This window comes from Leisingera sp. ANG59 (genome assembly GCF_013317235.1).
Taxonomy (GTDB): Bacteria; Pseudomonadota; Alphaproteobacteria; order Rhodobacterales; family Rhodobacteraceae; genus Leisingera.
The window spans coordinates 62,413-88,221 of the sequence record NZ_WLCM01000009.1 but is presented as its reverse complement, the minus strand read 5'-3'; the positions used below and the strand labels follow the sequence as shown (position 1 = coordinate 88,221).

The 25,809-nt window shown below is 63.1% G+C and carries 26 protein-coding genes and 1 pseudogene; 16 read left to right on the top strand and 11 right to left on the bottom strand.

The window, feature by feature from the left end; translation table 11 throughout:
- Positions 1-393, bottom strand: a complete 393-nt coding sequence (locus GKC28_RS10625; RefSeq protein WP_174146872.1) for a hypothetical protein — start codon at positions 391-393, stop codon at positions 1-3.
- Between the two features lie 166 nt (positions 394-559).
- On the opposite strand from GKC28_RS10625, the gene GKC28_RS10620 reads away from it, so the two are divergent.
- Positions 560-1,288 (top strand): metallophosphoesterase family protein, encoded by a 729-nt coding sequence (locus GKC28_RS10620; RefSeq protein WP_174146871.1) that lies wholly within the window; start codon positions 560-562, stop codon positions 1,286-1,288.
- Between the two features lie 77 nt (positions 1,289-1,365).
- On the opposite strand, the gene tdh is transcribed toward GKC28_RS10620, so the two are convergent.
- Together tdh and GKC28_RS10610 are read right to left on the bottom strand one after the other, a co-directional pair.
- Positions 1,366-2,394: an L-threonine 3-dehydrogenase gene (gene tdh, locus GKC28_RS10615; protein WP_174146941.1), complete on the bottom strand. Its 1,029-nt coding sequence runs from the start codon at positions 2,392-2,394 to the stop codon at positions 1,366-1,368.
- Between the two features lie 17 nt (positions 2,395-2,411).
- Positions 2,412-3,596: a glycine C-acetyltransferase gene (locus GKC28_RS10610; RefSeq protein ID WP_174146870.1), complete on the bottom strand. Its 1,185-nt coding sequence runs from the start codon at positions 3,594-3,596 to the stop codon at positions 2,412-2,414.
- A gap of 161 nt (positions 3,597-3,757) precedes the next feature.
- Here GKC28_RS10610 and GKC28_RS10605 point away from each other — a divergent pair, with 161 nt between their 5' ends.
- A complete protein-coding gene (locus GKC28_RS10605) occupies positions 3,758-4,159 on the top strand; it encodes a VOC family protein (protein WP_174146869.1) in 402 nt (133 codons plus the stop codon).
- A gap of 64 nt (positions 4,160-4,223) precedes the next feature.
- Here the strand turns inward: GKC28_RS10605 and GKC28_RS10600 are convergent, their stop codons facing one another.
- On the bottom strand, positions 4,224-4,430 hold the full coding sequence (locus tag GKC28_RS10600) for a cold-shock protein (RefSeq protein WP_039184356.1): 207 nt from the start codon (positions 4,428-4,430) through the stop codon (positions 4,224-4,226).
- Positions 4,431-4,674: 244 nt separating this feature from the next.
- Entirely contained in the window at positions 4,675-5,241 is a 567-nt protein-coding gene (locus GKC28_RS10595; RefSeq protein ID WP_174146868.1) for a helix-turn-helix domain-containing protein, read from the bottom strand.
- A gap of 198 nt (positions 5,242-5,439) precedes the next feature.
- On the opposite strand from GKC28_RS10595, the gene GKC28_RS10590 reads away from it, so the two are divergent.
- Positions 5,440-6,615 (top strand): acetyl-CoA C-acyltransferase family protein, encoded by a 1,176-nt coding sequence (locus tag GKC28_RS10590; protein WP_174146867.1) that lies wholly within the window; start codon positions 5,440-5,442, stop codon positions 6,613-6,615.
- Positions 6,616-6,661: 46 nt separating this feature from the next.
- Here the strand turns inward: GKC28_RS10590 and GKC28_RS26375 are convergent.
- The 3 genes and pseudogenes from GKC28_RS26375 to ubiE form a co-directional block, all read right to left on the bottom strand.
- Positions 6,662-7,056 (bottom strand): annotated as a pseudogene (locus GKC28_RS26375) (transposase); the annotation flags it as partial.
- Positions 7,057-7,123: 67 nt separating this feature from the next.
- Positions 7,124-8,653, bottom strand: coding sequence for a 2-polyprenylphenol 6-hydroxylase (gene ubiB / locus GKC28_RS10585; RefSeq protein ID WP_174146866.1), 1,530 nt, complete (start codon positions 8,651-8,653; stop codon positions 7,124-7,126).
- Positions 8,654-8,656: 3 nt separating this feature from the next.
- Positions 8,657-9,409 (bottom strand): bifunctional demethylmenaquinone methyltransferase/2-methoxy-6-polyprenyl-1,4-benzoquinol methylase UbiE, encoded by a 753-nt coding sequence (gene ubiE / locus GKC28_RS10580; protein ID WP_174146865.1) that lies wholly within the window; start codon positions 9,407-9,409, stop codon positions 8,657-8,659.
- A gap of 86 nt (positions 9,410-9,495) precedes the next feature.
- Between ubiE and mutM the strand changes: the two genes are divergently transcribed.
- The 5 genes from mutM (at position 9,496) to rarD (ending at position 14,689) form a co-directional block, all read left to right on the top strand.
- On the top strand, positions 9,496-10,347 hold the full coding sequence (mutM, locus tag GKC28_RS10575) for a bifunctional DNA-formamidopyrimidine glycosylase/DNA-(apurinic or apyrimidinic site) lyase (protein WP_174146864.1): 852 nt from the start codon (positions 9,496-9,498) through the stop codon (positions 10,345-10,347).
- Positions 10,348-10,410: 63 nt separating this feature from the next.
- A complete protein-coding gene (locus GKC28_RS10570) occupies positions 10,411-11,187 on the top strand; it encodes an enoyl-CoA hydratase (protein ID WP_174146863.1) in 777 nt (258 codons plus the stop codon).
- 212 nt (positions 11,188-11,399) lie between these two features.
- On the top strand, positions 11,400-11,663 hold the full coding sequence (rpsT, locus tag GKC28_RS10565) for a 30S ribosomal protein S20 (RefSeq protein ID WP_019295144.1): 264 nt from the start codon (positions 11,400-11,402) through the stop codon (positions 11,661-11,663).
- Positions 11,664-12,210: 547 nt separating this feature from the next.
- Positions 12,211-13,614, top strand: coding sequence for a chromosomal replication initiator protein DnaA (gene dnaA / locus GKC28_RS10560; RefSeq protein WP_174146862.1), 1,404 nt, complete (start codon positions 12,211-12,213; stop codon positions 13,612-13,614).
- A gap of 172 nt (positions 13,615-13,786) precedes the next feature.
- Positions 13,787-14,689, top strand: a complete 903-nt coding sequence (gene rarD / locus GKC28_RS10555) for an EamA family transporter RarD (protein ID WP_174146861.1) — start codon at positions 13,787-13,789, stop codon at positions 14,687-14,689.
- A 6-nt stretch (positions 14,690-14,695) separates the two neighbouring features.
- Here rarD and GKC28_RS10550 read toward each other — a convergent pair whose 3' ends face one another.
- On the bottom strand, positions 14,696-15,418 hold the full coding sequence (locus GKC28_RS10550; RefSeq protein WP_174146940.1) for a phosphodiester glycosidase family protein: 723 nt from the start codon (positions 15,416-15,418) through the stop codon (positions 14,696-14,698).
- Between the two features lie 23 nt (positions 15,419-15,441).
- Positions 15,442-15,837 carry a 30S ribosome-binding factor RbfA gene (rbfA, locus tag GKC28_RS10545; protein WP_174146860.1) on the bottom strand — a complete coding sequence of 132 codons (396 nt, stop codon included), beginning with the start codon at positions 15,835-15,837 and terminating at the stop codon, positions 15,442-15,444.
- A gap of 86 nt (positions 15,838-15,923) precedes the next feature.
- On the opposite strand from rbfA, the gene dapB reads away from it, so the two are divergent.
- Positions 15,924-16,733 carry a 4-hydroxy-tetrahydrodipicolinate reductase gene (gene dapB, locus GKC28_RS10540; RefSeq protein ID WP_174146859.1) on the top strand — a complete coding sequence of 270 codons (810 nt, stop codon included), beginning with the start codon at positions 15,924-15,926 and terminating at the stop codon, positions 16,731-16,733.
- 142 nt (positions 16,734-16,875) lie between these two features.
- On the opposite strand, the gene GKC28_RS10535 is transcribed toward dapB, so the two are convergent.
- Positions 16,876-17,067, bottom strand: a complete 192-nt coding sequence (locus tag GKC28_RS10535) for a DUF1674 domain-containing protein (RefSeq protein WP_174146858.1) — start codon at positions 17,065-17,067, stop codon at positions 16,876-16,878.
- Positions 17,068-17,144: 77 nt separating this feature from the next.
- Between GKC28_RS10535 and GKC28_RS10530 the strand changes: the two genes are divergently transcribed.
- From GKC28_RS10530 to GKC28_RS10500, 7 genes are all read left to right on the top strand, one after another.
- Positions 17,145-18,407 carry an RsmB/NOP family class I SAM-dependent RNA methyltransferase gene (locus tag GKC28_RS10530; protein WP_174146857.1) on the top strand — a complete coding sequence of 421 codons (1,263 nt, stop codon included), beginning with the start codon at positions 17,145-17,147 and terminating at the stop codon, positions 18,405-18,407.
- Positions 18,408-18,506: 99 nt separating this feature from the next.
- Entirely contained in the window at positions 18,507-20,249 is a 1,743-nt protein-coding gene (locus GKC28_RS10525) for a heparinase II/III family protein (RefSeq protein WP_174146856.1), read from the top strand.
- Positions 20,250-20,274: 25 nt separating this feature from the next.
- Complete coding sequence (gene purH, locus GKC28_RS10520; RefSeq protein ID WP_174146855.1) at positions 20,275-21,864, top strand: bifunctional phosphoribosylaminoimidazolecarboxamide formyltransferase/IMP cyclohydrolase; 1,590 nt, start codon at positions 20,275-20,277, stop codon at positions 21,862-21,864.
- Positions 21,865-21,880: 16 nt separating this feature from the next.
- Positions 21,881-22,363, top strand: coding sequence for a signal peptidase II (lspA, locus tag GKC28_RS10515; RefSeq protein ID WP_174146854.1), 483 nt, complete (start codon positions 21,881-21,883; stop codon positions 22,361-22,363).
- Positions 22,364-22,418: 55 nt separating this feature from the next.
- Positions 22,419-22,940 (top strand): DUF3035 domain-containing protein, encoded by a 522-nt coding sequence (locus GKC28_RS10510; protein WP_174146853.1) that lies wholly within the window; start codon positions 22,419-22,421, stop codon positions 22,938-22,940.
- Positions 22,941-23,115: 175 nt separating this feature from the next.
- The gene (locus tag GKC28_RS10505; protein WP_174146852.1) at positions 23,116-24,459 is read left to right on the top strand and encodes a pitrilysin family protein; all 1,344 of its coding nucleotides are present in this window, start codon (positions 23,116-23,118) and stop codon (positions 24,457-24,459) included.
- Positions 24,456-25,775, top strand: coding sequence for a pitrilysin family protein (locus tag GKC28_RS10500; RefSeq protein WP_174146851.1), 1,320 nt, complete (start codon positions 24,456-24,458; stop codon positions 25,773-25,775). Before GKC28_RS10505 ends, GKC28_RS10500 begins: the two co-directional genes overlap by 4 nt.
- Positions 25,776-25,809 lie beyond the last annotated feature (34 nt).

Sequence of the window (25,809 nt, the reverse complement as noted above, 5' to 3'; positions counted from 1 at the left end):
TTATCTTTGGTGCACGAATGCTGCCTTTTCCGGCCGGCCGCGCAGGACAGCAACGCCGAACAGCAGCATCGACAGCAGCGCGGCCAGCGACCCGGCTTTTGCCAGCATGTCGGTATGCTCCAGAATTGCCAGCGGAATGCCCGGAACCAGCAGCCCCAGAGACAGCACTGTTGCAGCAAGATGCAGCCGCGGCAGCCTGCCTTCGGCAGCGCCAGGCACCAGGTGGTAGTAAAAGGCATAGATCGCGCAGCTGACCCAGCCCAGCAGGTTCAGATGCCCATGCGCAGGCGACAGCAGGTGATCCTGGCTCGCCGACATCTGGATCCCCCAAACCATGCCGCCCAGGGCGCATACCACTGCAATCAGCATGAACGGCCGTGCAATTCCATTCATCGTTCGTCCCTCCCAACACCGGAACTCCGCGGGTTTCGGAACGCCAGTCTAACATAGATCTCTGATATTTGGGGAAATTCGGCGGCGCGGGTATTTCTGCGGGACTTCAGCTGCCTGCCACTATACACCGGCGCTGCCCACAAGAGCGCTAAAAAGGATCCGCAAAATGCCTGCTCCCATCTACGCCATCGGTGACATCCACGGCCAACTTGCCATGCTGGAACAGACGCTGGCGCTGATCGAGGCCGATGGTGGCGAGGACGCCCGCATCGTGTTCCTCGGCGACTATACCGACCGCGGCCCAGACAGCCGTGGTGTGATTGACCGACTGATTGGCGGCCGGGGCCAGGGCCGGGACTGGATCTGCCTGAAGGGCAATCACGACCGGATGTTTGAATGGTTCCTTGAGGAAGTGCCCCGCCACGACCCGCACTTGCTGATCGGCTATCACTGGCTTCACGAGCGGATCGGCGGAGTTGAGACCTTGGCCAGCTACGGGCTGACCTTCGAAGACCGCACCCGGCTCGACGCTTTGCACGCCCGGGCCAAGGAGGTGATTCCTGCGCCGCACGCCGAATTTCTGCGCAGCCTTCCAGCTCTGTATGAAACGCCGGAGCTTGCCTTCGTGCACGCCGGTATTCGTCCTGGCGTGCCGCTTGCCCGGCAGCATGAGAACGATCTGGTCTGGATCCGGCAGCCCTTCCACGATCACACCGGCGCGCATCCGAAGCTGATCGTACATGGCCACACACCGGTGGAGAAGCCCAGCCACTATGGCAACCGCGTCAATCTCGACAGCGGCGCCGGCTACGGCCGTCCGCTCACCGCAGCGGTGTTCGAGGGCCGCGACTGCTGGCTGCTGACAGAAGCGGGCAGGGTGCCGCTGAAACCCTGATCCGCATTTCCTCTTTCCGGAAATACCCTGGGGTGAGCGCCATAGGCGCGAGGGGGCAAAGCCCCCTCAACCGGACATCACGTCCAATCCAGCACCACCTTGCCGCTGGCCCCTGATTTCATCGCCGCAAACCCTTCGGCAAAATCATCCACCCCGAACCGGTGGGTGATCACCCGGCTCACATCCAGCCCGTTCTGCAGCATGGCGATCATCTTGTACCAGGTCTCGAACATCTCACGGCCGTAGACCCCCTTGATGGTGATGGCCTTGAACACGATGCGCGACCAGTCGACCGGCGATTTGCCCGGGGGAATGCCCAGCAGGGCAATCTTGCCGCCCATCACCAGCGCCTCCACCATCTGATCGAGGGCCGCTTGGCTGCCGGACATCTCCAGCCCGACGTCAAACCCCTGTTTCAGGCCCAGTTCCCGCACCACATCCTGCAGGTCCTCCTGGGCCACGTTCACCGCGCGCACCGTCGGCACCACATGCGCCGCCAGCTTCAGGCGGTCCGCATTGATGTCGGTGATCACCACATGCCGGGCGCCGGCATGTTTCGCCACCGCCGCCGCCATGATGCCGATTGGGCCTGCGCCGGTGATCAGCACATCCTCGCCCAATAGGTCAAAGCTCAGCGCGGTATGCACCGCATTGCCCAGCGGGTCCAGAATGGCGCCGATCTCGTCCGGAATATCCTCCGGCAGCGGCACCACGTTGAAGGCCGGCAGTTTCAGATACTGGGCAAAGGCGCCCTGCTCATTCACCCCGATGCCGCGGGTGCCGGGGTCCAGGTGGAACTTGCCGGCCCGGGACTGGCGCGAATCCGTCTTGATCAGGTGCCCTTCGCCGGAACAGCGCTGCCCGACCGACAGATCGGTGACATTGCGGCCTATCTCGACGATCTCGCCTGCAAACTCATGCCCGGTGATCATCGGCACCGGCACTGTGTGGGACGCCCATTCGTCCCAGTTCCAGATGTGAATGTCGGTGCCGCAGATGCCGGTTTTCTTCACCTTGATCAGCACCTCGTCGGGGCCGATCTCCGGCACCGGCGCCTGTACCATCCACAGGCCTTCCTGCGGATGGCTCTTTTCCAGCGCCTTCATCGTGTTCGGACGGCTCATCAGATCACCCCCAGTTCCTTGCCGACCTTGCCAAAGGCGACCAGCGCCCGGTCCAGCTCCTCCCGCGTCAGCGCCGCATTCATCTGGGTGCGGATCCGTGCCTGGCCGCGCGGCACGACGGGAAAGAAGAAGCCGGAGACATAGACGCCCTCGTCGAACAGCCGCGCCGCCATATCCTGCGCCAGCTGCGCCTCGCCCAGCATCACCGGAATGATCGGATGCTCACCCGGCAGCAGGTCAAAACCTAGCTTTTCCAGCCCCGCCCGCCAGTATTTCGCATTCTCGAACAGCTGCGCCCGCAGGCCGTCCCCTTCCTCAACCAGCCGGATCGCCTCCAGCCCGGCAGCAACAATCGATGGCGGCAGCGAATTGGAGAACAGATAGGGCCGCGCCCGCTGCCGCAGCAGGTCGATCACTGGCTGCGGCCCGGCGATATAACCGCCGATGGCCCCCCCAAGTGCTTTGCCCAAAGTTCCCGTCAGGATATCCACGTCCACCCCGAAATGCTCCGGCGTGCCGGCGCCCGTCGCGCCCATAAAGCCGGTGGCGTGGCAGTCATCCACCATCACGATGGCATCGTATTTGTCGGCCAGCGCCCGGATCTCCGGCAGCTTCGCCAGGTAGCCGTCCATCGAGAACACGCCGTCGGTGGCGATCATGATATGCCGCGCCCCGTCTTCGCGCGCCTGTTTCAGCCAGGCCTCCAGATCGTTCATGTCGCTGTTCAGGTAGCGGTAGCGCTTGGCCTTGCACAGCCGGATGCCGTCGATGATCGACGCATGGTTCAGACTGTCGGAGATGATCGCATCCTCCGGGCCCAAGAGCGGCTCGAACAGCCCGCCGTTGGCGTCGAAACAGGCCGCGAACAGGATCGCGTCATCCTTGCCGAGGAACTTTGCCAGCCTTTGCTCCAGCTCCCGGTGAATGTCCTGGGTGCCGCAGATGAACCGGACAGAGGCCATGCCGAACCCCTTTGGCTCCATCGCGTCCTTGGCGGCTTTGATCAGGGCGGGGTGGTCGGCCAGACCCAGATAGTTGTTGGCGCACAGGTTGATCACCTCACGCCCGCCGACCGTGATCTCGCCCCCCTGCGGGGAGGTGATCATTCGCTCCCGCTTGTACAGCCCCTCGGCCTCGATCTGGGCCAGCGTGTTGGAGATGTCGGTCAGAAAAGCAGTGGACATGCGCAAGCTCCTTTGGTGTCTCGAGTCGCGTGTCTATCATAGCGGATGCGTTTCCGGAATACAGGATTTCAGGATTGCGGAAAAAAATCCGTGAAACTGGAATGTGTGAGTGGAAATCCGCCAAACCGGACTATCTGCCCAGGAAACAGGGAGGGCACGGAATGGCCAAGGTCACAGGAATCGGCGGTGTATTCATCAAGGCGCGCGGCGACGCCAAGGCGCTGGCCGCCTGGTACCGCGACCACCTCGGGCTGGAGCTTACGGACTTCGGCGGCGCCGTTCTGAACTGGCAGGAGGACACGGCAGAGGACGGCGGCCTTACCGTCTGGGGCACCGCCGATCCGGACGGCACCTGGTTCGCGCCCAGCACCTCCGGCTTCATGATCAACTACCGGGTCGATGACATGGACGGCATGATCGCGCAGCTCACGGACGCAGGCATCCCGATCCTGCAGGGGCCTGAATCACACGAAAACGGACGCTTTGCCTGGATCATGGACCCGGAAGGAAACAAGGTGGAACTGTGGGAGCCGAAGCTCTGGGATGAGAAGAACAAGGGCTGACGGCCCAAAAGAAAACGCGGCCCCCTTCCGGGGACCGCGCTTCCAATCAGCAAAGCTGTCTGGCTTATGCCAGTTCCAGGTTCACCGCCGACTCGCGGCCGTCACGGCCGGGCTCGATGTCGAAGGTGACTTTCTGGTTGTCGGCGAGGCCGGTCAGGCCGGAACGCTCAACAGCGGAAATGTGCACGAACACATCTTTGCTGCCGCCCTCGGGCGCGATGAAGCCGTAGCCTTTGGTGGTGTTGAACCATTTTACGGTGCCGGTGGCCATATCCGTAGTCTCCTTTTTGATGCTGCCCGCGGAAGTGCGGCAGCCTGGCGTAGTCGGTCTGGATCGAGAGACTGAAAGCGCCGGTAAACGGGAGACAGTGGATCGACAAGAATAACGTTAGCGGACCACATATGGGCCGGTCCCCCGAGTCGTTCAAGGGGAATGTGCATAAAAGGTGCAAGGAGTGGATTTCCTGCCCAAATAGGCAGGTGGGTCTTGCCAGCGGGAATGGGACGGGTTTGGGCTACGCGTTCTTCACAATCAGAAACACCCGTGCAGGCCCCTCCGGCGCAGTGATCGAATGGGCGACATCAGCGGCATAGCGCGCGGTGTCGCCGGCCTGCAGCTGGTCCTTGGCGTTGCCGGACGCCACAGCGATCTCTCCCTCCAGCACCGTCAGCTGCTCCACCGCGCCGCGGGTGTGGGGCTGGCTGATCAGCGCACCACCTTGATCGAACCGGATGTCATAGACTTCATGCCCGCCGGCCTCTTCGGGCGGCGACAGGATGCGGATGCGGCAGCCCTGGCCCATGTTCTCGATCTTGGGCACGTCCGCCGCGCGCAGCACCTCGATCCGGTCCTGCATGTCGCCCGCTTCCAGGAGGCCCGCAAAATCCACCTGCAAGGCGCGTGTGAGGTTCCACAGCGTTGCAATGGTGGGGGAGCTTTCGCCGCGTTCGATCTGGCTCACCATCGAGCGGCTGACGCCCGACAGGTTCGCCACCGCCTCCAGGCTCAGGCCCTGGGCGCGGCGCGCCTCCTTCAGGCGGGCGGGCAGCAGGGTCAGGATATCGTCTGTGTTTTCCGTCATGACGGATTCTCTGCGCCGATGGGCGGCATTTGTCAATTGATCGGGTAAAACGCGGATGCTGCGCCGCGGCGGTGCACAGGGGGTGTACAAGGGGTGCACGGGGAGTGACGCCGCGTTTCCATGACGGCACGTCCCGGCAGACAGGTCCATGCTGCGGGCGCATAATGGCGCCAACGCAGGAGTTGAGGAGAAAGACCAATGACAGACATCGTGATCCTGGACGGCGCCCGCACCGCCATCGGCACCTTTGGCGGTGCGCTGGCCAACACTGCGCCGATCGACCTGGCCGCCACCGTGTCCAAGGCGGCGCTGGAACGCTCCGGGGTGAAGGGCGCGCAGATCGGCCATGTGGTGTTCGGCCACATCATCAACACCGAACCCCGTGACATGTACCTGAGCCGGGTTGCCGCCATGCAGGCAGGCGTTCCGGACGTGGTGCCGGCGATGAACGTGAACCGGCTTTGCGGTTCCGGTGTGCAGGCGATTGTCTCAGCTTATCAATCGCTTGCCCTGGGCGATGCCGAATTTGCGCTGGCCGGCGGCGCCGAAAACATGTCGCGCAGCCCCTATATCCTCCAGCAGAGCCGCTGGGGCGCCAAGATGGGCGATGTGAAATCGCTCGACATGATGCTGGGCGCGCTGAACTGCCCGTTCGGCACCGGCCATATGGGGGTGACGGCCGAGAATGTCGCTGATGAGCATGGCATCACCCGCGAGCAGATGGACGAGTTTGCCCTCACCAGCCAGACCCGCGCCGCGGCGGCAATCGAGGCGGGCCATTTCAAGTCCCAGATCACCCCGGTTGAGGTGAAAGTAAAACGCGATATGGTGCCCTTTGAAGTCGACGAGCACCCCAAGGCCACCACCCCGGAGGCGCTGGCCGGGCTGAGGGCGGTATTCCAGAAGGACGGCCGGGTAACTGCCGGAAATGCCAGCGGAATCAACGACGGCGCCGCTGCCATGGTGCTGGCCACGGCGGCTGCGGCAGAGAAGGCCGGGCTGAAACCCAAGGCACGGATTCTGGGCTATGCCCATGCCGGGGTGCGGCCTGAGGTGATGGGCATCGGCCCGGTGCCTGCGGTGCGCAACCTTCTGGAGAAGACCGGCCTGTCTGCCGGGGATTTCGATGTGATCGAGTCGAACGAGGCATTTGCCTCGCAGGCGCTGGCGGTGAACAAGGAGCTTGGGCTTGACCCTGCCAAGGTGAACCCCAACGGCGGCGCCATTGCGCTGGGCCATCCGGTGGGGGCAACCGGTGCCATTATCACCTTGAAAGCGCTTTATGAACTGGAACGCACAGGCGGGTCCAAGGGGCTGATCACCATGTGCATCGGCGGTGGTCAGGGCATTGCCCTGGCAATTGAGCGTCTTTGACAGAGAATGGCATGGGGCTCCGTTAGGCGGTTCCCCATGCCCGGCCGGAACGTATCCCTTTGTCTTTCAACGCTTCTCTGAACCAATCGGCATCATATCCGCGATCTCCGGGAAGCCACTGGATGTCAGGGAGGCTACTCAGCAGCACTTTTGAAACGGTGGAAACACTGGCCTGTCCGGCGGTCACGAACAGGTCCAGCGGACGCCCCCCGGTGGTCACAGGTCGCGTGCAGCGCCGCCCCTTATACGCCAGATCAGGCACCCGTGCCCCCCTTTTCAGCCCCTGGACTGGAAGCCGCACGCTTCGCTTTCAGGAAGGTCGCGTCCGATCACCACGGGCTTTCCCTCGCCGTGATCAGCAGCCGGGCCGGTCACTATCCGGGCAAAGATGCCTTTGCTGTTCCACCGCTTCCAACGGTTGTGCAAGGACTTGCGCGGGCCGTTTCCGTTTGGGGCGCCTCTGAGCCCGCCTGGGGAGATGCAAGTAACAGCGGTGAAAGTGCTGGTTTCAGACCAGCAAGGCAATCACAGCGAAGATGCCGGTTGCGCCTGCTGCACCCAGAACAGCGGGGGTCACCCAGCTTCTGCTGCTGCGAGGCCGTACGCCATTCTGCGCTGCTTGCGCGATCAGCGCCTGTTCCACCAGCGCGGGCAGGCGGGGGCCAAAGCGGGCCATCACCTTGGCGGTGTCCAGCAGGTCGGTGACGACAGCGCGGGGGCCGATGGATTTCTTGATATAGTCTTCGACCACCGGCCGGGCCGCCTCCCAGATGTTGATACGCGGATCCAGCGAACGGGCGACGCCTTCAACCACCACCATGGTGCGCTGCAGCAGGATCAGCTCGGTGCGGGTTTCCATACCGAACCGCTCTGTGACTTCGAACAGGTAGTTCAGCAGGCGGCCCATCGAGATCTGCGAGGCGTCCATGCCGAAGATCGGCTCGCCCACGGCGCGCAGGGCACGGGCGAATTCATCGACATCGCGGTTGGCAGGCACATAGCCGGCTTCGAAATGAACTTCGGCCACGCGTTTGTAGTCGCGTTTGATGAAGCCGTAGAGAATCTCGGCGTAGACCCGGCGGGTGTATTCGTCGATGTGGCCCATAATGCCGAAATCATAGGCAATGATATCGCCGTTCGCGGCGACCTTAAGGTTGCCCTGGTGCATGTCGGCGTGGAAGAAGCCGTCGCGCAGCGCGTGGCGCAGGAACAGCGACAGCACCCGGTTGGCCAGCAGCTTGCGGTCATGGCCCGCCGCATCCAGCGCGTCATTGTCACCGAGCGGAATGCCGTCGGCCCAGCCCATTGTCATCACCCGGCGGGCGGAATAGGCCCAGCGGATTTCCGGCAGCTGGAAGCCTTCGTCCTTGGCCGTGTTGGCGGCAAACTCCGAGGCAGCAGCACTTTCCAGCCGCAGGTCCAGCTCCCCCTGCACCACGCCGTCGAAATGCTCGATCACATCCATCGGCTTCAGGCGGCGGGCGCCGGGGGCGAACAGGTCGACGATGCGGGCCGCGAAATAGAAGGCGTCGACGTCCTTGTTGAAGGCGCGCTCGATGCCGGGGCGCAACACCTTGACGGCCACTTCTTCGCCGGTTTCCGCCAGCGTCGCCCGGTGCACCTGGGCAATAGAGGCGGCGGCGATCGGGTCGCTGAAGTCCGAGAAGATTTCGGACACCGGGCGGCCCAGTTCCTTTTCCACTTCGGCCAGCGCTGCGGCGCGAGAGAACGGCGGCAGCTTGTCCTGCAGCACACGCAACTGATTGGCCAGATCCTTGCCCACCACATCGGGCCGGGTCGAAAGCACCTGGCCGAATTTGATATAGGCCGGCCCCAGCGCGTTCAGCGCGCGGGTTTCCGGCGGCATTGCGGGGTCGCCCTTGTAGCCCAGCCATTTGAACGGCCAGCCCAGGGTGCGGGCCAGCATGCGCAGGGGCTTGGGCGCCTCGAACGCCTCCAGCACAGAATGCATGGCGCCGGTGCGCTCGAAAGTGGCGCCTGTTCGGATCAGGCGCAGGATATTATGGGGGCCGCGCATGGCTCAGATCTTCCAGCCGGAATGCAGGCAGGCGATGCCCATCGACAGGTTGCGGTATTTCGCATTCTCGAACCCTGCCTGCTTGACCATGCCCAGGAAAGTCTCCTGGTCCGGGAAGTTGCGGATCGATTCCACCAGGTACTGGTAGCTGTCGTAATCCCCTGCAATCATCTGCCCCATCCGCGGGATCACGTTGAAGGAATAGAGGTCATACAGCTTTTGCAGCCCGTCATTCGGCAGCTGCGAGAATTCCAGCACCATCAGCCGCCCGCCGGGGCGCAGCACCCGGTAGGCCTCGTTCAGGGCCTCCTGCGGCCGGGTCACGTTACGGATGCCAAAGGAGATGGTGTAGACGTCGAAGGTGTTGTCTTTGAACGGCAGCTTCATCGCGTCGCCGGTCACCCAGTCGAGGCTGTCGGCCATCTGTTCGGCCTCGGCGCGCTTGCGGCCTTCCTCCAGCATTGGACGGGTGAGGTCCAGCACGGTGGAATGGCCATGGCCTGCGCGTTTCAGGAAGCGGAAAGAGATGTCGCCGGTGCCGCCGGCCACATCCAGCAGCCGCTGGCCCGGGCGCGGCGCCAGCCAGTCCATCATCGCGTCCTTCCAGACCCGGTGGATGCCGACGCTCATCACATCGTTCATGATGTCATATTTCGAGGCGACCGAGTTGAAGACCCCCTGCACACGGCCGGCCTTATCCTCTTCGCGGACGGTTTCGAACCCGAAATGGGTGGTGTTGTCGCTGGTGTTGCTCATGCCACTTGCCGTTTGCTGAGTTTGGCCCTTGTTATAAGGCGCTGTGGGGCAGGCACAATGCGGCCCGTTGGTTCAGGAGGGGTGTAATGCCAGAATTGCCCGAGGTCGAGACGGTGAAACGCGGTTTGGCGCCTGCGATGGAGGGGGCGGTGATCACAAAGGCGCAGGTGAACCGCCCGGATCTGCGCTGGCCGTTTCCGGAGCGGATGGCCGAGCGGCTGACAGGCGCGCGGGTCAATGCCCTCAGGCGGCGGTCGAAATACATCCTGGCCGATCTCGATACGGATGAGACCCTGCTCATTCACCTCGGCATGTCGGGGCGGATGACGGTGTCGGGCGTTCCGCTGGGGCAGTTCGTGCATGAGCATCCAAAGGCGGAGAAGCATGACCATGTGATCTTGGACATGGACAATGGCGCCCGCATCACTTTCAACGATCCGCGCCGGTTCGGGGCGATGGATCTGTTTGCGACTGCCACCGCCGAATCCCACAAGCTGCTGGCAGTGCTGGGGCCGGAGCCCCTGGGCAATGATTTCCACGAAAATCACCTGGTGGCTGCCTTCAAAGGGCGCAACACGCCGGTGAAATCGGCATTACTGGATCAGGGAATCATCGCGGGCCTTGGTAACATCTACGTCTGCGAAGCGCTGTTCCGTGCGGGAATTTCGCCACGCCGCAAGGCCGGGCAGATTGCCGCGCATCGGGTGGCGGCGCTGGTGCCGATCATCCGCGAGGTGCTGCAGGATGCCATCCGCGCGGGCGGCTCGTCTCTCAAGGATTTCAGGCAAGCCTCTGGCGAACTTGGATATTTTCAGCACAGTTTTGATGCATACGGACGCGAGGGCGAACCCTGCCGCCGCGAGGGTTGCGCGGGGTCAATTGCCAGAATCACCCAGTCGGGGCGCTCCACCTTCTACTGTGTAAAGTGCCAAAGATAGCTTGATCAGAGGGACCCTTTTGGTAAGGACTCGGATCTGAACGGAACAACCGAAAGAGAAATCATGGCCTACGAGACGATCAACGTCGATGTGCAGGACCACGTTTGCCTCATAAAACTGAACCGCCCTGAGGCGATGAACGCTCTCAACAAGGAGCTCATTGGCGAGCTCTGCGATGCTCTGGAAGAGGCCGATGCCAGCGACAAGGTGCGCTGCATCGTGCTGACTGGCTCGGAAAAGGCCTTTGCCGCCGGTGCCGACATCAAGGAGATGTCGGAGATGAGCTTTACCGAGGTGTTTTCCACCAATCTGTTTGCCGATGCCAACGACCGCATCTCGGCGATCCGCAAGCCGGTTATTGCCGCGGTTGCCGGCTATGCGCTGGGCGGCGGCTGCGAGCTAGCGATGCTGTGCGATTTCATCATCGCCGCGGAAACCGCCAAGTTCGGCCAGCCGGAGATCAACCTGGGCGTTGTGGCCGGTATCGGCGGCACCCAGCGGCTGACCCGCTATGTGGGCAAGTCCAAGTCGATGGACATGAACCTGACCGGCCGCTTTATGAACGCCGAAGAGGCTGAACGCGCGGGCCTGGTGTCGCGCGTGGTGCCCGCGAAAAAGCTGATTGAGGAAGCCACCGCTGCGGCCCAGAAGATCGCTGAGAAATCGCTGCTGACCGCGATGGCGGTCAAGGAAGCCGTGAACCGCTCCTATGAGCTGCCGCTGAGCGAGGGCATTCTGTTCGAGCGCCGCGTGTTCCATTCGATGTTTGCGACCGAAGACCAGAAAGAAGGCATGGCCGCCTTCCTGGAAAAGCGCGAGGCGCAGTTCCGCGACAAGTGAGCTGCCTAAGCAGACAAGGGAACGGCGGGCTGCACAGCCCGCCGTTTCGCATTCCGGGCCAGCGCCCTTGCATTTCCGTGCAGAGTTAGCTAAACGCCGCCCTCATACATGCGCGTGCAGCCCGCTCAGGCTAGAATCACACCGGTGAATGACCCGGGGCTGGTTGGCATTGCGTCCGATAGAAACAGAACCTGAAGATAAGGTCAGACACCATGGCAAATTCGCCCCAGGCCAAGAAGCGCGCACGTCAGAACGAGAAGCGCTTTGCCGTCAACAAAGCCCGTCGTTCGCGCATCCGCACCTTCCTGCGTAAAGTTGAAGAAGCCATCGCTTCCGGCGACAAAGAAGCCGCAACTGCCGCTCTGCGCGCCGCTCAGCCCGAGCTGATGCGCGGCGTAACCAAGGGTGTGTATCACAAAAACACCGCTTCCCGGAAAATCTCGCGCCTGTCCGCACGCGTGAAGGCGCTGGCCTGAGATTCGCTCTGCTGAGCAGGCTCACTGGCCGTTGAAAAGTTGTCAGGGCGCTGCAGATTGCAGCGCCTTGTTTTTTTGGAAAACCCTTGTGCGGACTCGCTGGGCGCCGGAGATTCTTTGCCGCCAAAGGCAGAGTCAACATCATAGTTTCGTTGCCGCTGCCCCCCTCAAATTGCTACCACTGTTACAGCGATTCACTCGCTGGGGGGACAGGCTGCTCGCGGCAATCTTGACGGGCATCAAGATTGCCAGGTTGCTCGGCACGAGGCGCATTTGATGCGCTCATCTGGCCGGGATCCACTGCTGCATCGGTTATGGTCAGCAGCCTTGTCTCAATTGTGTGCGATACTGTTCGTAACGGCGAATCTGCCGCTTTATGCGGCTGTCCTTGCTGTTTCAAAACGAACGTCTAGCCTCCGGGCGATGCGGCCACTGCTGGTCCGCACACGGTAACCCTGTGCGTGAATGCCCCCCGGGTGGCTGGGGGTAAGAATAGAATTGGCCCGGCAAAGGGGCCGCTGCTTTTTGGGGATGCGTGAGGCGCAGCATGACAGAAGAAAAATGGGGACAGCTCAGAAACCGGCTGTTGAAAACGGTCGGCCAGAACAATTTCACGACCTGGATTGAACCTTTGGAATTTGACGCGGTGGATGGCGGTGTCGCTATCTTCAAAGTGCCGACCAATTTCATGGGCAATTATGTCAGCCAGAATTTTGCAGACCTGATTCTGCATGAGCTGTCGATGTCCGGCGAACAGGTTCAGCGCCTGGCCTTCCGGGTGGCGGCGAATAGCCCGGCGCGCCCGGCGGAGCCTGTTGCGGATGCTGAGGCCTACGGCAGCGCTGACGGCGATGCGGCTGTGATGACTGCGCCCGCAGCCTCTTCCTCTGGAAGGGACACGCTGGAGGCCCTGCAGGCTGCGCCGCTCGACCCGCGCTTCACCTTCGACAGCTTTGTTGTCGGCAAGCCGAACGAACTGGCCCATGCTGCTGCGCGCCGTGTCGGTGAAGGCGGCCCAGTGACCTTCAACCCGCTGGTGCTGTATGGCGGCGTGGGTTTGGGTAAAACCCACCTGATGCACGCCATTGCCTGGGAGCTGAAGGAAAAGAACCCGTCCCTGAACGTGCTTTACCTGTCGGCGGAACAGTTCATGTACCGCTTTGTGCAGGCCCTGCGCGAACGCAAGATGATGGACTTCAAGCACCTGTTCCGCTCGGTCGACGTGCTGATGGTGGATGACGTTCAGTTCATTGCCGGCAAGGATTCGACCCAGGAGGAGTTCTTCCACACCTTCAATGCGCTGGTAGACCAGAACAAGCAGATCATCATCTCCGCCGACCGTGCGCCGGGTGAGATCAAGGACCTGGAGGAGCGGGTGAAGTCGCGCCTGCAGTGCGGTCTGGTGGTGGACCTGCACCCGACCGACTATGAACTGCGCTTGGGCATCCTGCAGACCAAGGTGCAGCAGCAGCGTGAAACCTACCCGGACCTGCGCATCGCCGATGGCGTGCTGGAGTTCCTGGCGCACCGGATCTCTACCAACGTCCGCGTGCTCGAGGGCGCCCTGACCCGGCTGTTCGCCTTTGCATCGCTGGTCGGCCGCGAGATCGACATGGATCTGACCCAGGACTGCCTGGCGGATGTTCTGCGCGCCTCGGAGCGTAAGATCACCGTCGAGGAAATCCAGCGCAAGGTCTCCGAGTACTACAACATCCGCATGTCCGACATCATCGGCCCCAAGCGGCTGCGCTCCTACGCGCGCCCGCGCCAGGTGGCGATGTACCTGTGCAAGCAGCTGACCAGCCGCTCTCTGCCCGAGATCGGTCGCCGCTTCGGCGGGCGCGACCACACCACCGTGATGCACGGCGTCAAGCGCATCGAGGAGCTGAAGCTGACCGACGGCCAGATCGCCGAAGACGTGGAGATGCTGCGTCGGTCGCTGGAAGCCTGACGCGTACCCGCACCCCAATACGATTGACTTGCGGCTCCGGTTTCCGGGGCCGTTTTTTCTGTTGGGGCAGGGGGCTGCGGCCCATAACGCAGCTGAATACCCGGTATCACGGAATACAAAGTTCCATCCGGTTCAAAATCAGCCATAAGTGCGCTCTGAACAGGAGCGCCGCATGACACCGCAACCCGCTGAAAACCTGGATACGCCCCGCGGTCTGGTCTTTGCCGTCACCGCCTATCTGCTGTGGGGATTCCTGCCGCTGTACATGAAGGCGCTGTCGCATGTTCCAGCGGCTGAGATCGTCACTCACCGGGTGATCTGGTCGGTGCCGGTGGCGGGCGCACTGCTGATTTTCCTGCGCCGCACCAAAGATCTGCGGGCAGCGCTGAATAATCCGCGGATGCTGGGCATGGCCTGCATCACTGCGGCGCTGATTTCTGTCAACTGGGGTATCTACGTCTGGTCTATCGCAGCCGGACGGGCGCTGGATGCCGCGCTTGGCTACTACATCAACCCGCTGTTCAGTATCGCGCTGGGTGCGCTGCTGCTGCGTGAGCCCCTTGGCAAGGCGCAAATGGCCGCCGTGGCGCTGGCCGCGGCGGCGGTGCTGGTTCTGACGCTGGAGGCGGGCAGGGTGCCCTGGGTCGCTGTTGGCCTGACCTTGTCCTGGGGATTTTATGCCTTCTTCAAGAAGTCCCTGCCGATCGGCCCCAACCAGGGTTTCCTGCTGGAAGTGCTGATCCTTCTGCCTCCGGCGCTTGGGTACTTCGGCTATCTTACCTTCACTGGAAACAGCAACATCGGCGCTTCATTCTCCGACACAGCGTTGCTGTTGGGCTGCGGCGCCGTCACGGCAGTGCCGCTGATCGTCTATGCCAATGGCGCCAAGCTGGTGCGGCTGTCGACCATGGGAATCCTGCAGTACATCGCCCCGACGATGATCATGCTGGCCGCGGTGCTGCTGTTCGGCGAAGAGTTCGGCCGCGCCCGGATGATCGCCTTTCCGATGATCTGGGCCGCCTTGGCGATCTACTCGGTGCCGATGATCCGGCAAATGCGCAAGCGCCCGGGCTGAGAGGGCTCAGTCAGCTGGCTGGGCGTCTTCGACCACGCCCACGATCGGCCCCATCATGAAGCCCGCATCGCTGCGACCCAGCTGCGGCGCGTGCAGGCGCGAGATATTGCCGTCGAAATACAGTGCATTGGGGAGCTTCAGGTGGTCCCGGAACAGGCTGCCGAACTGGTGAAACGTCACCGCATTGCGCGAGATTGCAAAGACCGCGCGCCTGCCGTCCGCCGAGGTGCCAACACCGTTGCGGATGTAATAGCTGTCGGAATCGGCCAGGAACCGCGGATGCAGCTCGCCATCGATCACCAGCATTGGTCCGGATTGGGTGGCATAGGTACAGCCGGGTGCGGCCTTCTCGAACGCAAGGGTTTCAAACACGTCGGCCCTGCCGCTACGGATGCACAGCACACCGTTCGGCAGAAGGCCGAAGTTGCCTGGACCGGCATTGGTCACCAGCCGCATCGCCTCACCGCCTTCATCGACATAAAGCCCGACTGGGGAGCGGTCCGTGTGATACATGCCAGCGTTGGTGGCAAAGGCCAGGGCCTTGCCGCCCTCAGCCAGCGCCTCCTCCAGGGTTGAGAAGTGGCCGTAGACCTGGCCGTTGCCGTCGCGCAGGAACAGCTGCAGCTGTTCCTTGGCGGCGTCCACCTCGCAGATCGAGTACCGGTTGCCCTCATAGGCCACATCGCTGCATTCGACCGCGCCGGCCGCGGGTGCGGTCCACAGCGCCATCAGCAGAAAGGCGGCCTTGCGGATCACTCTTCCACGTCGCGGCGCACCGCGTCCTGGCTCAGCATCCGCCGGGTTTCATCCATCTGGTCGAAGGTCTCGTCCAGCCGGAACCGCAGATCCGGCGTGAACTTCAGGCCCAGCTTCTTGCCGACCGTCCGGCGCAGCTCGCTCTTGTTGCGGGCCAGCAGTTTCAGCACGTCCTCCTGTCCCTTGCCGCCCAGAGGCAGCACAAAGGCGGTGGCGATTTTCAGGTCCGGCGAGGTGCGCACCTCGCCGACGGTGATCGACATGCGGTTCAGGTCCGGGTCATGCACATCGCCGCGCGCCAGCACTTCGGAGAGCGAGCGGCGGATCAGTTCGCCGACGCGAAGCTGCCGCTGCGAGGGGCCGGGGCCATCGTGGAATTTGTTCTTTGCCATAGTTCCGATCTATGCCGGATCGCAGGCTTTGCCAAGCGCTGCCCGGCGATGTAGGACAAAACCAGCTTGAACAAGGAAATGGGCCAATGACTCACAAACCAGGGATCGTGATTACCGGCGCATCGGGCCGCATGGGGCAGATGCTGATCAAGACGGTGCTGGAGAGCGATAAGGCCACGCTGGCCGGAGCCGTGGAGCGCGAGGGCCACGACTGGGTCGGGCGCGACGTGGGCGAGATGATGGGCGGCCAGCCGGTTGGCGTCACCGTGACTGCCGACGCGCTGGAGGCTTTTTCCAAGGCGCAGGCGGTGATCGACTTCACCGCGCCAGAGGCAACGCTGGCCTTTTCCAAGCTGGCAGCCCAGGCCCGCGCGGTGCATGTGATCGGCACGACCGGCATGACGGACGAGCAGATTGCCCAGCTGGAACCGGCATCACGTCACGCGGTGATCATCCGCGCGGGCAACATGAGCCTGGGTGTGAACCTGCTGGTGCAGCTGACCAAGAAAGTTGCCGCCGCGCTGGATGAGGATTTTGACATCGAGGTGATCGAGGCGCATCACCACCATAAGGTCGATGCGCCATCGGGTACCGCGCTGATGCTGGGGGAAGCCGCTGCCGAAGGCCGCGGTGTCAAGCTGGCGGATGTGCGTGATTCCGGCCGTGATGGCATCACCGGCGCCCGCAAGCGCGGCGATATCGGCTTCACCGCCATCCGCGGCGGCGACATTGTGGGGGAGCATGACGTGCTGTTTGCCGCAGCGGGGGAGCGGATCGTGCTGCGCCACCTGGCCACCGACCGCGCGATCTTTGCCCGCGGCGCGCTGAAAGCCGCGCTGTGGGGCCAGGACAAAGGCCCAGGCCAGTACGACATGGTGGATGTTCTGGGGCTTTGAAATGCAGAAAGCGGCCCTCATGGGCCGCTGCCTTCGGCGGGAGTATTGCAGCAAAAGAGAAGCACGGTTTCCTCTTTGCTAAAAAATACTCTGGGGGTGAGCAGGCCGCGCCTGCGAGTGGGCGACGCCCCCTGATCATCGCTCAAAAATCGACGGCGATGCCCTTTTTCTCCCAGTCGCCATAGCGGGCGGGGTCGGGGCCGTCGCGGCCGCCCAGCTCCTTGGGGCGCGGATCCTGCGCCTCGGCTGCCTTGCGGCGCTCTTCTGCCTCGGCCAGGGCGCGCAGGGCGGCGGGGGGCAGGTCTTTCAGTTCAGTCGCGGTATCGTCGCTCATCGCGGGTTCCTTTATGCTCCGCCCATGATATACGCCCCTGTCCCGCGCAAACAAGCCGCGCCCTGAGGAGTTGCCAGATGTCCGATGCCAACCACGCCCGCCGCACTGCGGTATACCTGCTGGATCAGGTGCTGGGAGAAGGGCGGCTGCTGGCAGAATGCTATGCCGCAGGCGCGCTGGAGAAGCTGGCGCCGGAAGACCGTGCCCGGGCGCAGCGGCTGGCCGCGGAAACGCTGCGCAGCCTGGAACGCGCTGACAGGGTTCTGAAAAAGCATCTGAAGAAGTCACCACCGCTCACCGTTATGAACGTCCTGCGGCTGGGCACGGTGGAATTGTGCTCGGGCGGCGCGGCGCATGGGGTGGTCAACGCGATGGTGGCGATTGTCTCCAAACACCGCCGCCATGGGCAGCTTAAAGGGCTGGTCAATGCTGTTCTGCGCAAAGTAGCTGACGAAGGCCCGGCGGAATGGGCCAAACTGCGCATTCCGCGCCTGCCGAACTGGATCCGGAAACCCTTGGTGCAGGCCTGGGGTGCCGAAGCGATGCTGGGCATGGAGTCTGCGCATTTTGCCGGTGCGCCGCTGGATATGACCGGCAAGCCCGGAGCGAATCTGGCCGCGCTTGGCGGAGAGGTGCTGCCAACCGGCTCGGTCAGAATCACCGATGCAGGCCAGGTTTCCGCTCTTCCGGGTTATGCCGTCGGCGACTGGTGGGTCCAGGACGCAGCGGCAGCTTTGCCTGCCCGCGTTCTGAATGTTCAGCCCGGCGAGCAGGTACTGGAATTATGCGCGGCACCGGGCGGAAAGACAATGCAGATGGCAGCCGCGGGTGCCAAGGTGACGGCCGTTGATGTCTCGGCAGGCCGGGTTGCCAGGCTCAGGGAAAACCTGGAGCGCACCGGGCTGCAGGCGGAACTGATCGTGGGTGACGCGCTGGAGCAAGCTGGCCAGTATGACGCTGTGCTGCTGGACGCGCCTTGCTCCGCAACCGGCACCATCCGCCGCCACCCGGACCTGCCGCAAGCCAAGGACGGCAGTGAATTCGGAGGGCTGATTGAACTGCAGGCGCAGATGCTGGCCCATGCCTGGTCGCTGGTGAAGCCTGGCGGACGTCTGATGTTCTGCACCTGCTCCTTGCTGCCGGATGAGGGCGAGTGCCAGGTCGAGGAGGCGCTGGACATGTTCCCGGACATGGAAGCCGACCGCGCGGCGCTGAGGGTGCCGGGTGTGGAGGCAGACTGGATCACAGAGGAAGGCGGCCTGCGCCTGCGTCCGGATTACTGGCCGGATCGCGGCGGCATGGACGGCTTTTATTTGGCTCTTCTGCGCAAATCCGCGTGACCCCGGGACGTCCCCGGCATTCGCCGGTGACTTGGCCCGAACCCCGCGTTATGCTCCTGCCAAAACGCCCTGGCACAATCCGGCGTGAGGCAACAGAGCATGTCCACTTACGACAGAATGGCAGGCCGTGGAACACGGCTGCTGAACCGGTATTACGCCTGGCGGGCGCGCAGCCAGCCGGCCGCAACCGGCTTTGTCTCGCAGCCCGAACCGCGCACCATCGGCAGTTTTGCCCGCGGGCGGCAGCTGGTTGCGGGCAATCTGCTGTTTGCCGGCTATCTGGTCGAATCGCCTGACACCGGGCTGTGGGAGGTTGCCGCGCCTGATGCCGCCTTCGATGCGGAGCGGCACGGGTTTGCCTGGCTCGACGATCTGGCGGCTGTTGGGGATTTCAAGGCAAGGCTGAAGGCGCAGAAATGGGTCTGGGGCTGGATTGAACAGCATGGCCGCGGCGGCGGCCTGGCCTGGCTGCCGGACCTGACCGGGCGCCGGGTGATCCGTTGGATCAACCATGCGCTGTTCTTGCTGAGCGGTAAGGACAAGGACGAGGCCGAGGCGTTTTATGGCTCGCTCGCCCGGCAGACATGGTATCTGGCGCAGCGCTGGCAGGGGGCAGCCCCCGGCCTGCCGCGGTTTGAGGCGCTGTGCGGGCTGATCTATGCCGGTCTGGCCCTGCAGGGGCGGGAGGAACTGGCGGACCCGGCGGTCAGGGCGCTGGCGGCGGAATGCGACTCTCAGATCGACGGGCAGGGCGGTCTGCCGACCCGCAACCCGGAAGAATTGCTGGAGGTGTTTACTCTCCTGACTTGGGCTGCCTCGGCCTTGCACGAGGCAGGCCGGATGGTGCCGCCTGCCCATACCGCGGCCATCGAACGGATTGCGCCGACCTTGCGCACGCTGCGCCACAGCGACGGCGGGCTGGCGCGGTTTCACGGCGGCGGCCGCGGGCTGGAGGGGCGGCTGGACCATGCGCTGGCCGCCAGCCATGTGGCAGAGCGCCACGCGGACGGGCTGGCGATGGGGTTTGCCCGGCTGTCGGCACGGCGCACTTCGGTGATCGTGGATGCTTCGGCCCCGCCCAAGGGCAAGGCCTCGTACAACGGTCATGCCTCGACATTGGCTTTTGAACTGACCTCCGGGCGGCGGCCGCTGATTGTGAATTGCGGATCGGGCGAATCCTTTGGTGTGGAGTGGCGCCGCGCCGGCCGGGCGACGCCGTCGCACAGCACCTTGTGCATCGAAGGCCACTCCAGCGCCCGGCTTTCAGCGCCTCATAAGACCACCGGCCATGAGGAGCTGATTGAGGCGCCGGATGATGTTCCGCTGGATCTCGCTGAACTGTCTGACGGCTTCCGGTTTCAGGGTGGCCACAACGGTTATGCCGCGCATTTCGGCCTGACCCATGCCCGCACCCTTGATCTGTCTTCTGACGGCCGTGCCCTGGCGGGAGAGGACATGCTTCTGGCGCTGGAAGATCCGGCCAAGGCCCGCTTTGACAAGGTAAGCCGCAGCAACCCGGATGGCGGCGTCAGCTTCGATATCCGCTTGCATTTGCACCCGGAGGTGGATGCAACCCTTGACTTGGGCGGCGCAGCAGTATCCATGGCGCTCAAGAGCGGGGAAATCTGGGTGTTCCGTCATGACGGCGCCTGCCATCTGCGGCTGGAGCCAAGCGTTTTCCTGGAAAAGACCCGCTTGAAGCCGCGTGCGGCAAAGCAGATCGTTTTATCCGGGCGGGCGATGGGATATGCCACCCGCGTCCGGTGGACGCTCAGCAAAGCGCAGGAGACTGCCATTGCCGTGCGAGACCTGAACCGGGACGAACCCGAGACGTTTGACTGAGCCTTTGCAAAGGACCTGCCCTGCCATGACCGACCTTCACCCCGTACGCCGTGCGCTGCTTTCCGTATCCGACAAGACCGGCCTGATCGAGCTGGGCCAGGCGCTGGCCGCGCGCGGTGTCGAGCTGCTCTCGACCGGCGGTTCCGCCAAGGCGCTGCGTGACGCAGGGCTCACCGTGAAGGATGTCTCAGAAGTCACCGGTTTCCCGGAAATGATGGACGGCCGCGTCAAGACCCTGCATCCGATGGTGCACGGCGGCCTGTTGGCGCTACGCGACAACGACACCCACGTTGCCGCGATGACCGAGCATGGCATTGGCGCCATCGACCTGCTGGTTGTGAACCTCTACCCGTTCGAAGCTACCGTGGCCAAAGGTGCGGACTACGACACCTGCATCGAGAACATCGACATCGGCGGCCCGGCGATGATCCGTGCGGCGGCCAAGAACCATGCCTTCGTCAACGTGGTCGTGGATGTCGAAGATTACGAAAAGCTGCTGGGCGACATGGATCAGCACGACGGCGCAACCTGCCCGCGTTTCCGCCGCAATCTGGCGCAGAAGGCCTATGCCCGCACCGCGGCCTATGACGCGGCTGTGTCCAACTGGCTGGCGGGCGAGCTGGACCTGCAAGCACCCAAGCGCCGTGCTTTTGCCGGTGAGCTTAAGCAGACTCTGCGCTATGGCGAGAACAGCCACCAGACTGCGGCCTTCTACACCGACGGCTCGAACCGCCCGGGCGTTGCCACCGCAGTTCAGCTGCAAGGCAAGGAACTGAGCTACAACAACATCAACGACACCGACGCAGCCTATGAGCTGGTGGCGGAGTTTGATCCGGCTGACAGTCCCGCGGTTGCGATCATCAAACACGCCAACCCCTGCGGCGTCGCCAAGGGCGCAACTCTGGCAGAGGCCTATCAGAAGGCGTTCGACTGCGACCGCACCTCGGCCTTCGGCGGCATTGTGGCGCTGAACCAGCCGCTGGATGCGGAAACCGCCGCAAAGATCACCGAGATCTTCACCGAGGTGGTGATCGCACCGGGCGCGTCGGATGAGGCGAAAGAGATCTTTGCAGCCAAGAAAAACCTGCGTCTGCTGCTGACTGACGGGCTGCCGGACCCTCGTAAGCCCATTGTGGCCTACAAGCAGGTGGCGGGCGGCATGCTGGTTCAGGACAAGGACGTGGGCTATGTCGGCATTGAGGACCTGAAGGTGGTCACCGAGAAGGCGCCGACTGACGCCCAGATGCAGGACCTGCTGTTTGCCTGGAAAGTCGCCAAGCACGTCAAGTCCAACGCCATTGTCTACGTGAAAGACAATGCAACCGTCGGTGTCGGCGCAGGGCAGATGAGCCGTCTGGACAGCGCCAATGTGGCGGCAGCCAAGGCTGGCCGAATGGCGGCGGAACTGGGGTTGGAGGAAAGCCTTGCCAAGGGTTGCGCAGTGGCGTCCGACGCGTTCTTCCCCTTCGCCGACGGCCTGCTGGAGGCAGCGGCTGCGGGCGGCGCCTGCGTGATCCAGCCGGGCGGCTCGATGCGCGATGACGAGGTGATCAAGGCGGCCAACGAGAAGGGCCTCGCCATGGTCTTCACCGGCATGCGCCACTTCCGCCATTAAGCAGGGCGATTAAGTCATGGCAGCACGTTGGATGATCTGGGGCGCAGCCCTTTCCTTCCTGGCGGACCAGGCCAGCAAGTACCTGGTGGTCCACTGGATGGGGCTGGACCAGCGCCACCGGATCGACGTGCTGCCGCCGTTCCTCAATTTCCGCTACGGCGAGAACACTGGCATCAATTTTGGCCTGTTCGGGGGGGGCGACGAGGCTGCGCGCTGGATCCTCATTGGGCTCTCGGTGGTGATCTGTGTTGCGCTGGCGGTGTGGATCTTGCGCGGCGAGGGGAAATCCAAAGGCATGCAGCTGTCCGCCGGGCTGGTGATCGGCGGTGCTTTGGGCAATGTTGCTGACCGGCTGCTTTACGGCTATGTTCTCGATTTCCTCAACACATCCTGCTGCGGAATTCAGAACCCGTTTGTGTTCAATGTCGCGGACATCTTTATTTTCGGCGGCGCAGCCGGGCTGATCTTCTTCGACGGGCGCAGCAAAAAGCCTGCGTAGACCTCGCCAGGCAATTGCGTTAAAAGCGCTGGGAAACAGGCAGGAGTTTGGGGCAATGCGGATCCCGTTCGGAGTGATCGTTCTGGCTGGCGCGCTGGCAGTGTCCGGCTGTGCGCAAAAAGGGCTGCGCGTCCTGCAGAAGCCAGGGTCCGGCCCGGATGAGTTCCTGATCCTGCCGTCTAAACCTCTGAGCGCGCCGGAAAGCTATGCTGCCCTTCCCGCACCGACCCCCGGCGGCGGCAACCTGACTGATCCCAATCCGAGCGCTGACGCTGTCGCCGCTCTGGGCGGCAAACCTGGCGCCCTGGTGCCCGCTGCCGGCGTGCCGTCAGGCGATGCGGCGCTGGTAACCGCCTCCAGCCGGTATGGGGTTGAGCAGGGGGTGCGGGAGACGCTGGCCTCGGAAGATGCAAAATTCCGCCACCGCAACCGCCACCTGGGCCGGATCAAGATCGTGCCGGTGGACCGCTACGAGCAGCTGTACCGCAAGCACAGCATCGACCCCTTTGCCGTCAGTGAACAGTTTCGCAAGGCGGGGGCGGCAACACCGTCCTCTCCGCCTGAAGAAGAGTCCTGAACGCTCACTTTTCCGCCAGCCAATCTTGCATGACGCCAGCGGCAGCGTAGGTTGACAGCAGTCTTTCTGCTGGCAATGGGCGGCGAATTGTGGCTGCATTGACCAAAATGAGCAATAGAGCAGTAACCGCATCACGCCGGGCAAGGGCAAAGGTGCAGAAATTGGAGGATGCCAGATGATCCCGAGGATCACAGTGGCCGCCGCAGCGCTGAGCGTTGCCTTGTCCGTCCCGGCACTGGCGACGGACGAGGCGGTGACAGCGTTTACCCTGGGCAATGGCATGGATGTGGTGGTGATCGAGGATCACCGCGCGCCTGTAGTGCAGCAGATGGTCTGGTACCGGGCCGGTTCCGCGGATGAGCCGCCGGGCCAGTCCGGCGTTGCCCATTTCCTGGAGCATCTTCTGTTCAAGGGCACGGACAAGCTGGCGCCGGGCGAGCTGTCTGCTACGGTCCGGGCCAATGGCGGCCAGGACAATGCTTTCACGAGCTACGATTACACGGCCTATTTCCAGCGTGTCGCCGCCGACCGTCTGGAACTGATGATGCAGATGGAAAGCGACCGGATGACCAACCTCCAGCTCAGCGAGGAGGATATTGCCACCGAGCGCCAGGTCATTCTGGAGGAGCGGAACCAGCGCACCGACAACGACCCGGTGGCGCTGTTCCGCGAGCAGCTGCAAGCAGTGCAATACCTTAATCATCGTTACGGCCAACCGGTGATCGGCTGGCGGCATGAAATGGAAAGCCTCGACATGGAGGACGCGCTGTCCTTCTACCGCACTTATTACGCGCCCAATAACGCCATTCTGGTAGTGTCCGGCGACGTGGAGCCGGATGAGGTGAAGGCACTGGCGGAACAGTACTACGGCGTGATCCCGGCCAACCCGGACCTGCCGGAACGCTTCCGCAGCCAGGAACCGCCGCAAACCGCCGCGCGCCGCCTGACTTTCGAGGACCCGCGCGTGGCGCAGCCCTATGTGCAGCGCTCCTATCTGGCGCCGGAGCGGGATAGCGGTGACCAGCAGAAAGCTGCGGCGCTTTATCTGCTGGCTGAGCTTCTGGGCGGTGGCAATACCTCTTTTCTGGCGAATGCATTGCAGTTCGACCAGCAGGTCGCAGTTTATACCGGCGCCTTTTATTCGGGCAGCACCTTGGACGATACGTCGTTTACTCTGCTGATCGTGCCTGCCGAAGGCATCAGCATGGAACAGGCCGAGGTGGCGCTGGACGCTACCCTTGCCCGTTTTCTGGAAGAAGGCGTGGACGAGACCCAGCTGGAGCGGATCAAGCTGCAATTGCGCGCTGCCGAAATCTATGACCGCGACAACGTGAATGGCATCGCCAACCGCTATGGCCAGGCGCTCAGCATCGGGCTGACAGTGAAGGATGTGCAGGATTGGCCGAAGATTCTGCAATCAGTCACTGCGGACGAGATCATTGCCGCTGCGAAGGAAGTTCTGCGCCCTGAAACATCGGTGACAGGCTGGATGACCCGCAGCCAGGAGGTGACCCAATGAGCATGCTGAAATACATGGCTGCGGCTTTGTTGGCTTGCTTCATGGCGCTGCCTGCTTGGGCCGAAATCAAGATCCAGGAAGTGGTCTCGCCCGGCGGCATCACCGCGTGGCTGGTGGAGGATCATTCAATCCCGTTCTCCGCGCTTGAGCTGCGGTTCCGCGGCGGCACCTCTCTGGATGCACCGGGTAAGCGCGGTGCAGTGTATTTGATGACAGGATTGCTGGAGGAGGGTTCCGGCGACCTGCGCGCGCAAGATTATGCGCGGGCGCTGGAATCTCTGGCCGCTGACTTCAGTTATGACGCAGACAAGGATTCGGTGTCCATCTCCGCCCGTTTCCTGACTGAAAACCGCGATGATGCCATTGCGCTGCTGCGCCAGACCCTGCTGCAGCCGCGGTTTGACCAAGATGCGCTGGACCGGGTCCGGGCCCAGGTGCTGGCCGGTCTGCGGTCGGATGCCAAGAACCCGAATAATATTGCAGGCCTTGCGTTTGCCAAAATGGCCTACGGTGATCACCCCTATGGCAGCGATGGCAAAGGCACATTGGAGTCTGTTGCCGCGCTCAGCCGCCAGGACATATTCGACGCCTATGAGGCGGTTTTTGCCCGGGACAGGCTCTACGTAAGTGCAGTGGGCGACATCACGGCGGAGGAGCTCGGCGGATTGCTGGATGGCCTTCTGGGTGCGCTGCCGGAAAAAGGCGCGCCGATTCCCGGCCCGGCTGAAGTGACGATCGAGGGCGGCGTGACCGTTGTCGATTTTGAAACCCCGCAATCAGTTGCGCTGTTTGGCCAAAGGGGCATCCCCCGCGAGCACCCGGATTTCTTCACTGCCTATGTGATGAATCAGATCCTGGGAGGCGGCTCCTTTGAAACCCGGCTGATGACCGAGGTGCGGGAAAAGCGCGGGCTGACCTACGGGGTTTATTCCTACCTGGTGCCGCGGGATCTGGCGGCCGTCTACATGGGGTCAGTGGCCTCTGCCAACGGCAAGATGGCAGAGGCCGTGGAGGTGATCCGCAATGAGTGGCGCCGCATGGCCCAAGAGGGCGTAACGGCGAAAGAGCTGAAGGACGCCCAGACCTATCTGACCGGTGCCTACCCGCTGCGGTTTGACGGCAACAGCCGAATTGCTTCGATCCTGGCGGGAATGCAGATGGACAATCTGCCCATCAGCTATGTGGAAACCCGCAATGACCGCATCAATGCCGTCACGCTGGAAGATGTGAAGCGTTTTGCGGCGGAGTTTCTGGACCCGGACGGGCTGCATTTCGTAATTGCGGGCCGCCCCGAGGGCCTGGAAACCACCAACTGATCCGGAGCAGGGGCTGTTCAGCTCCTTGCCTGCA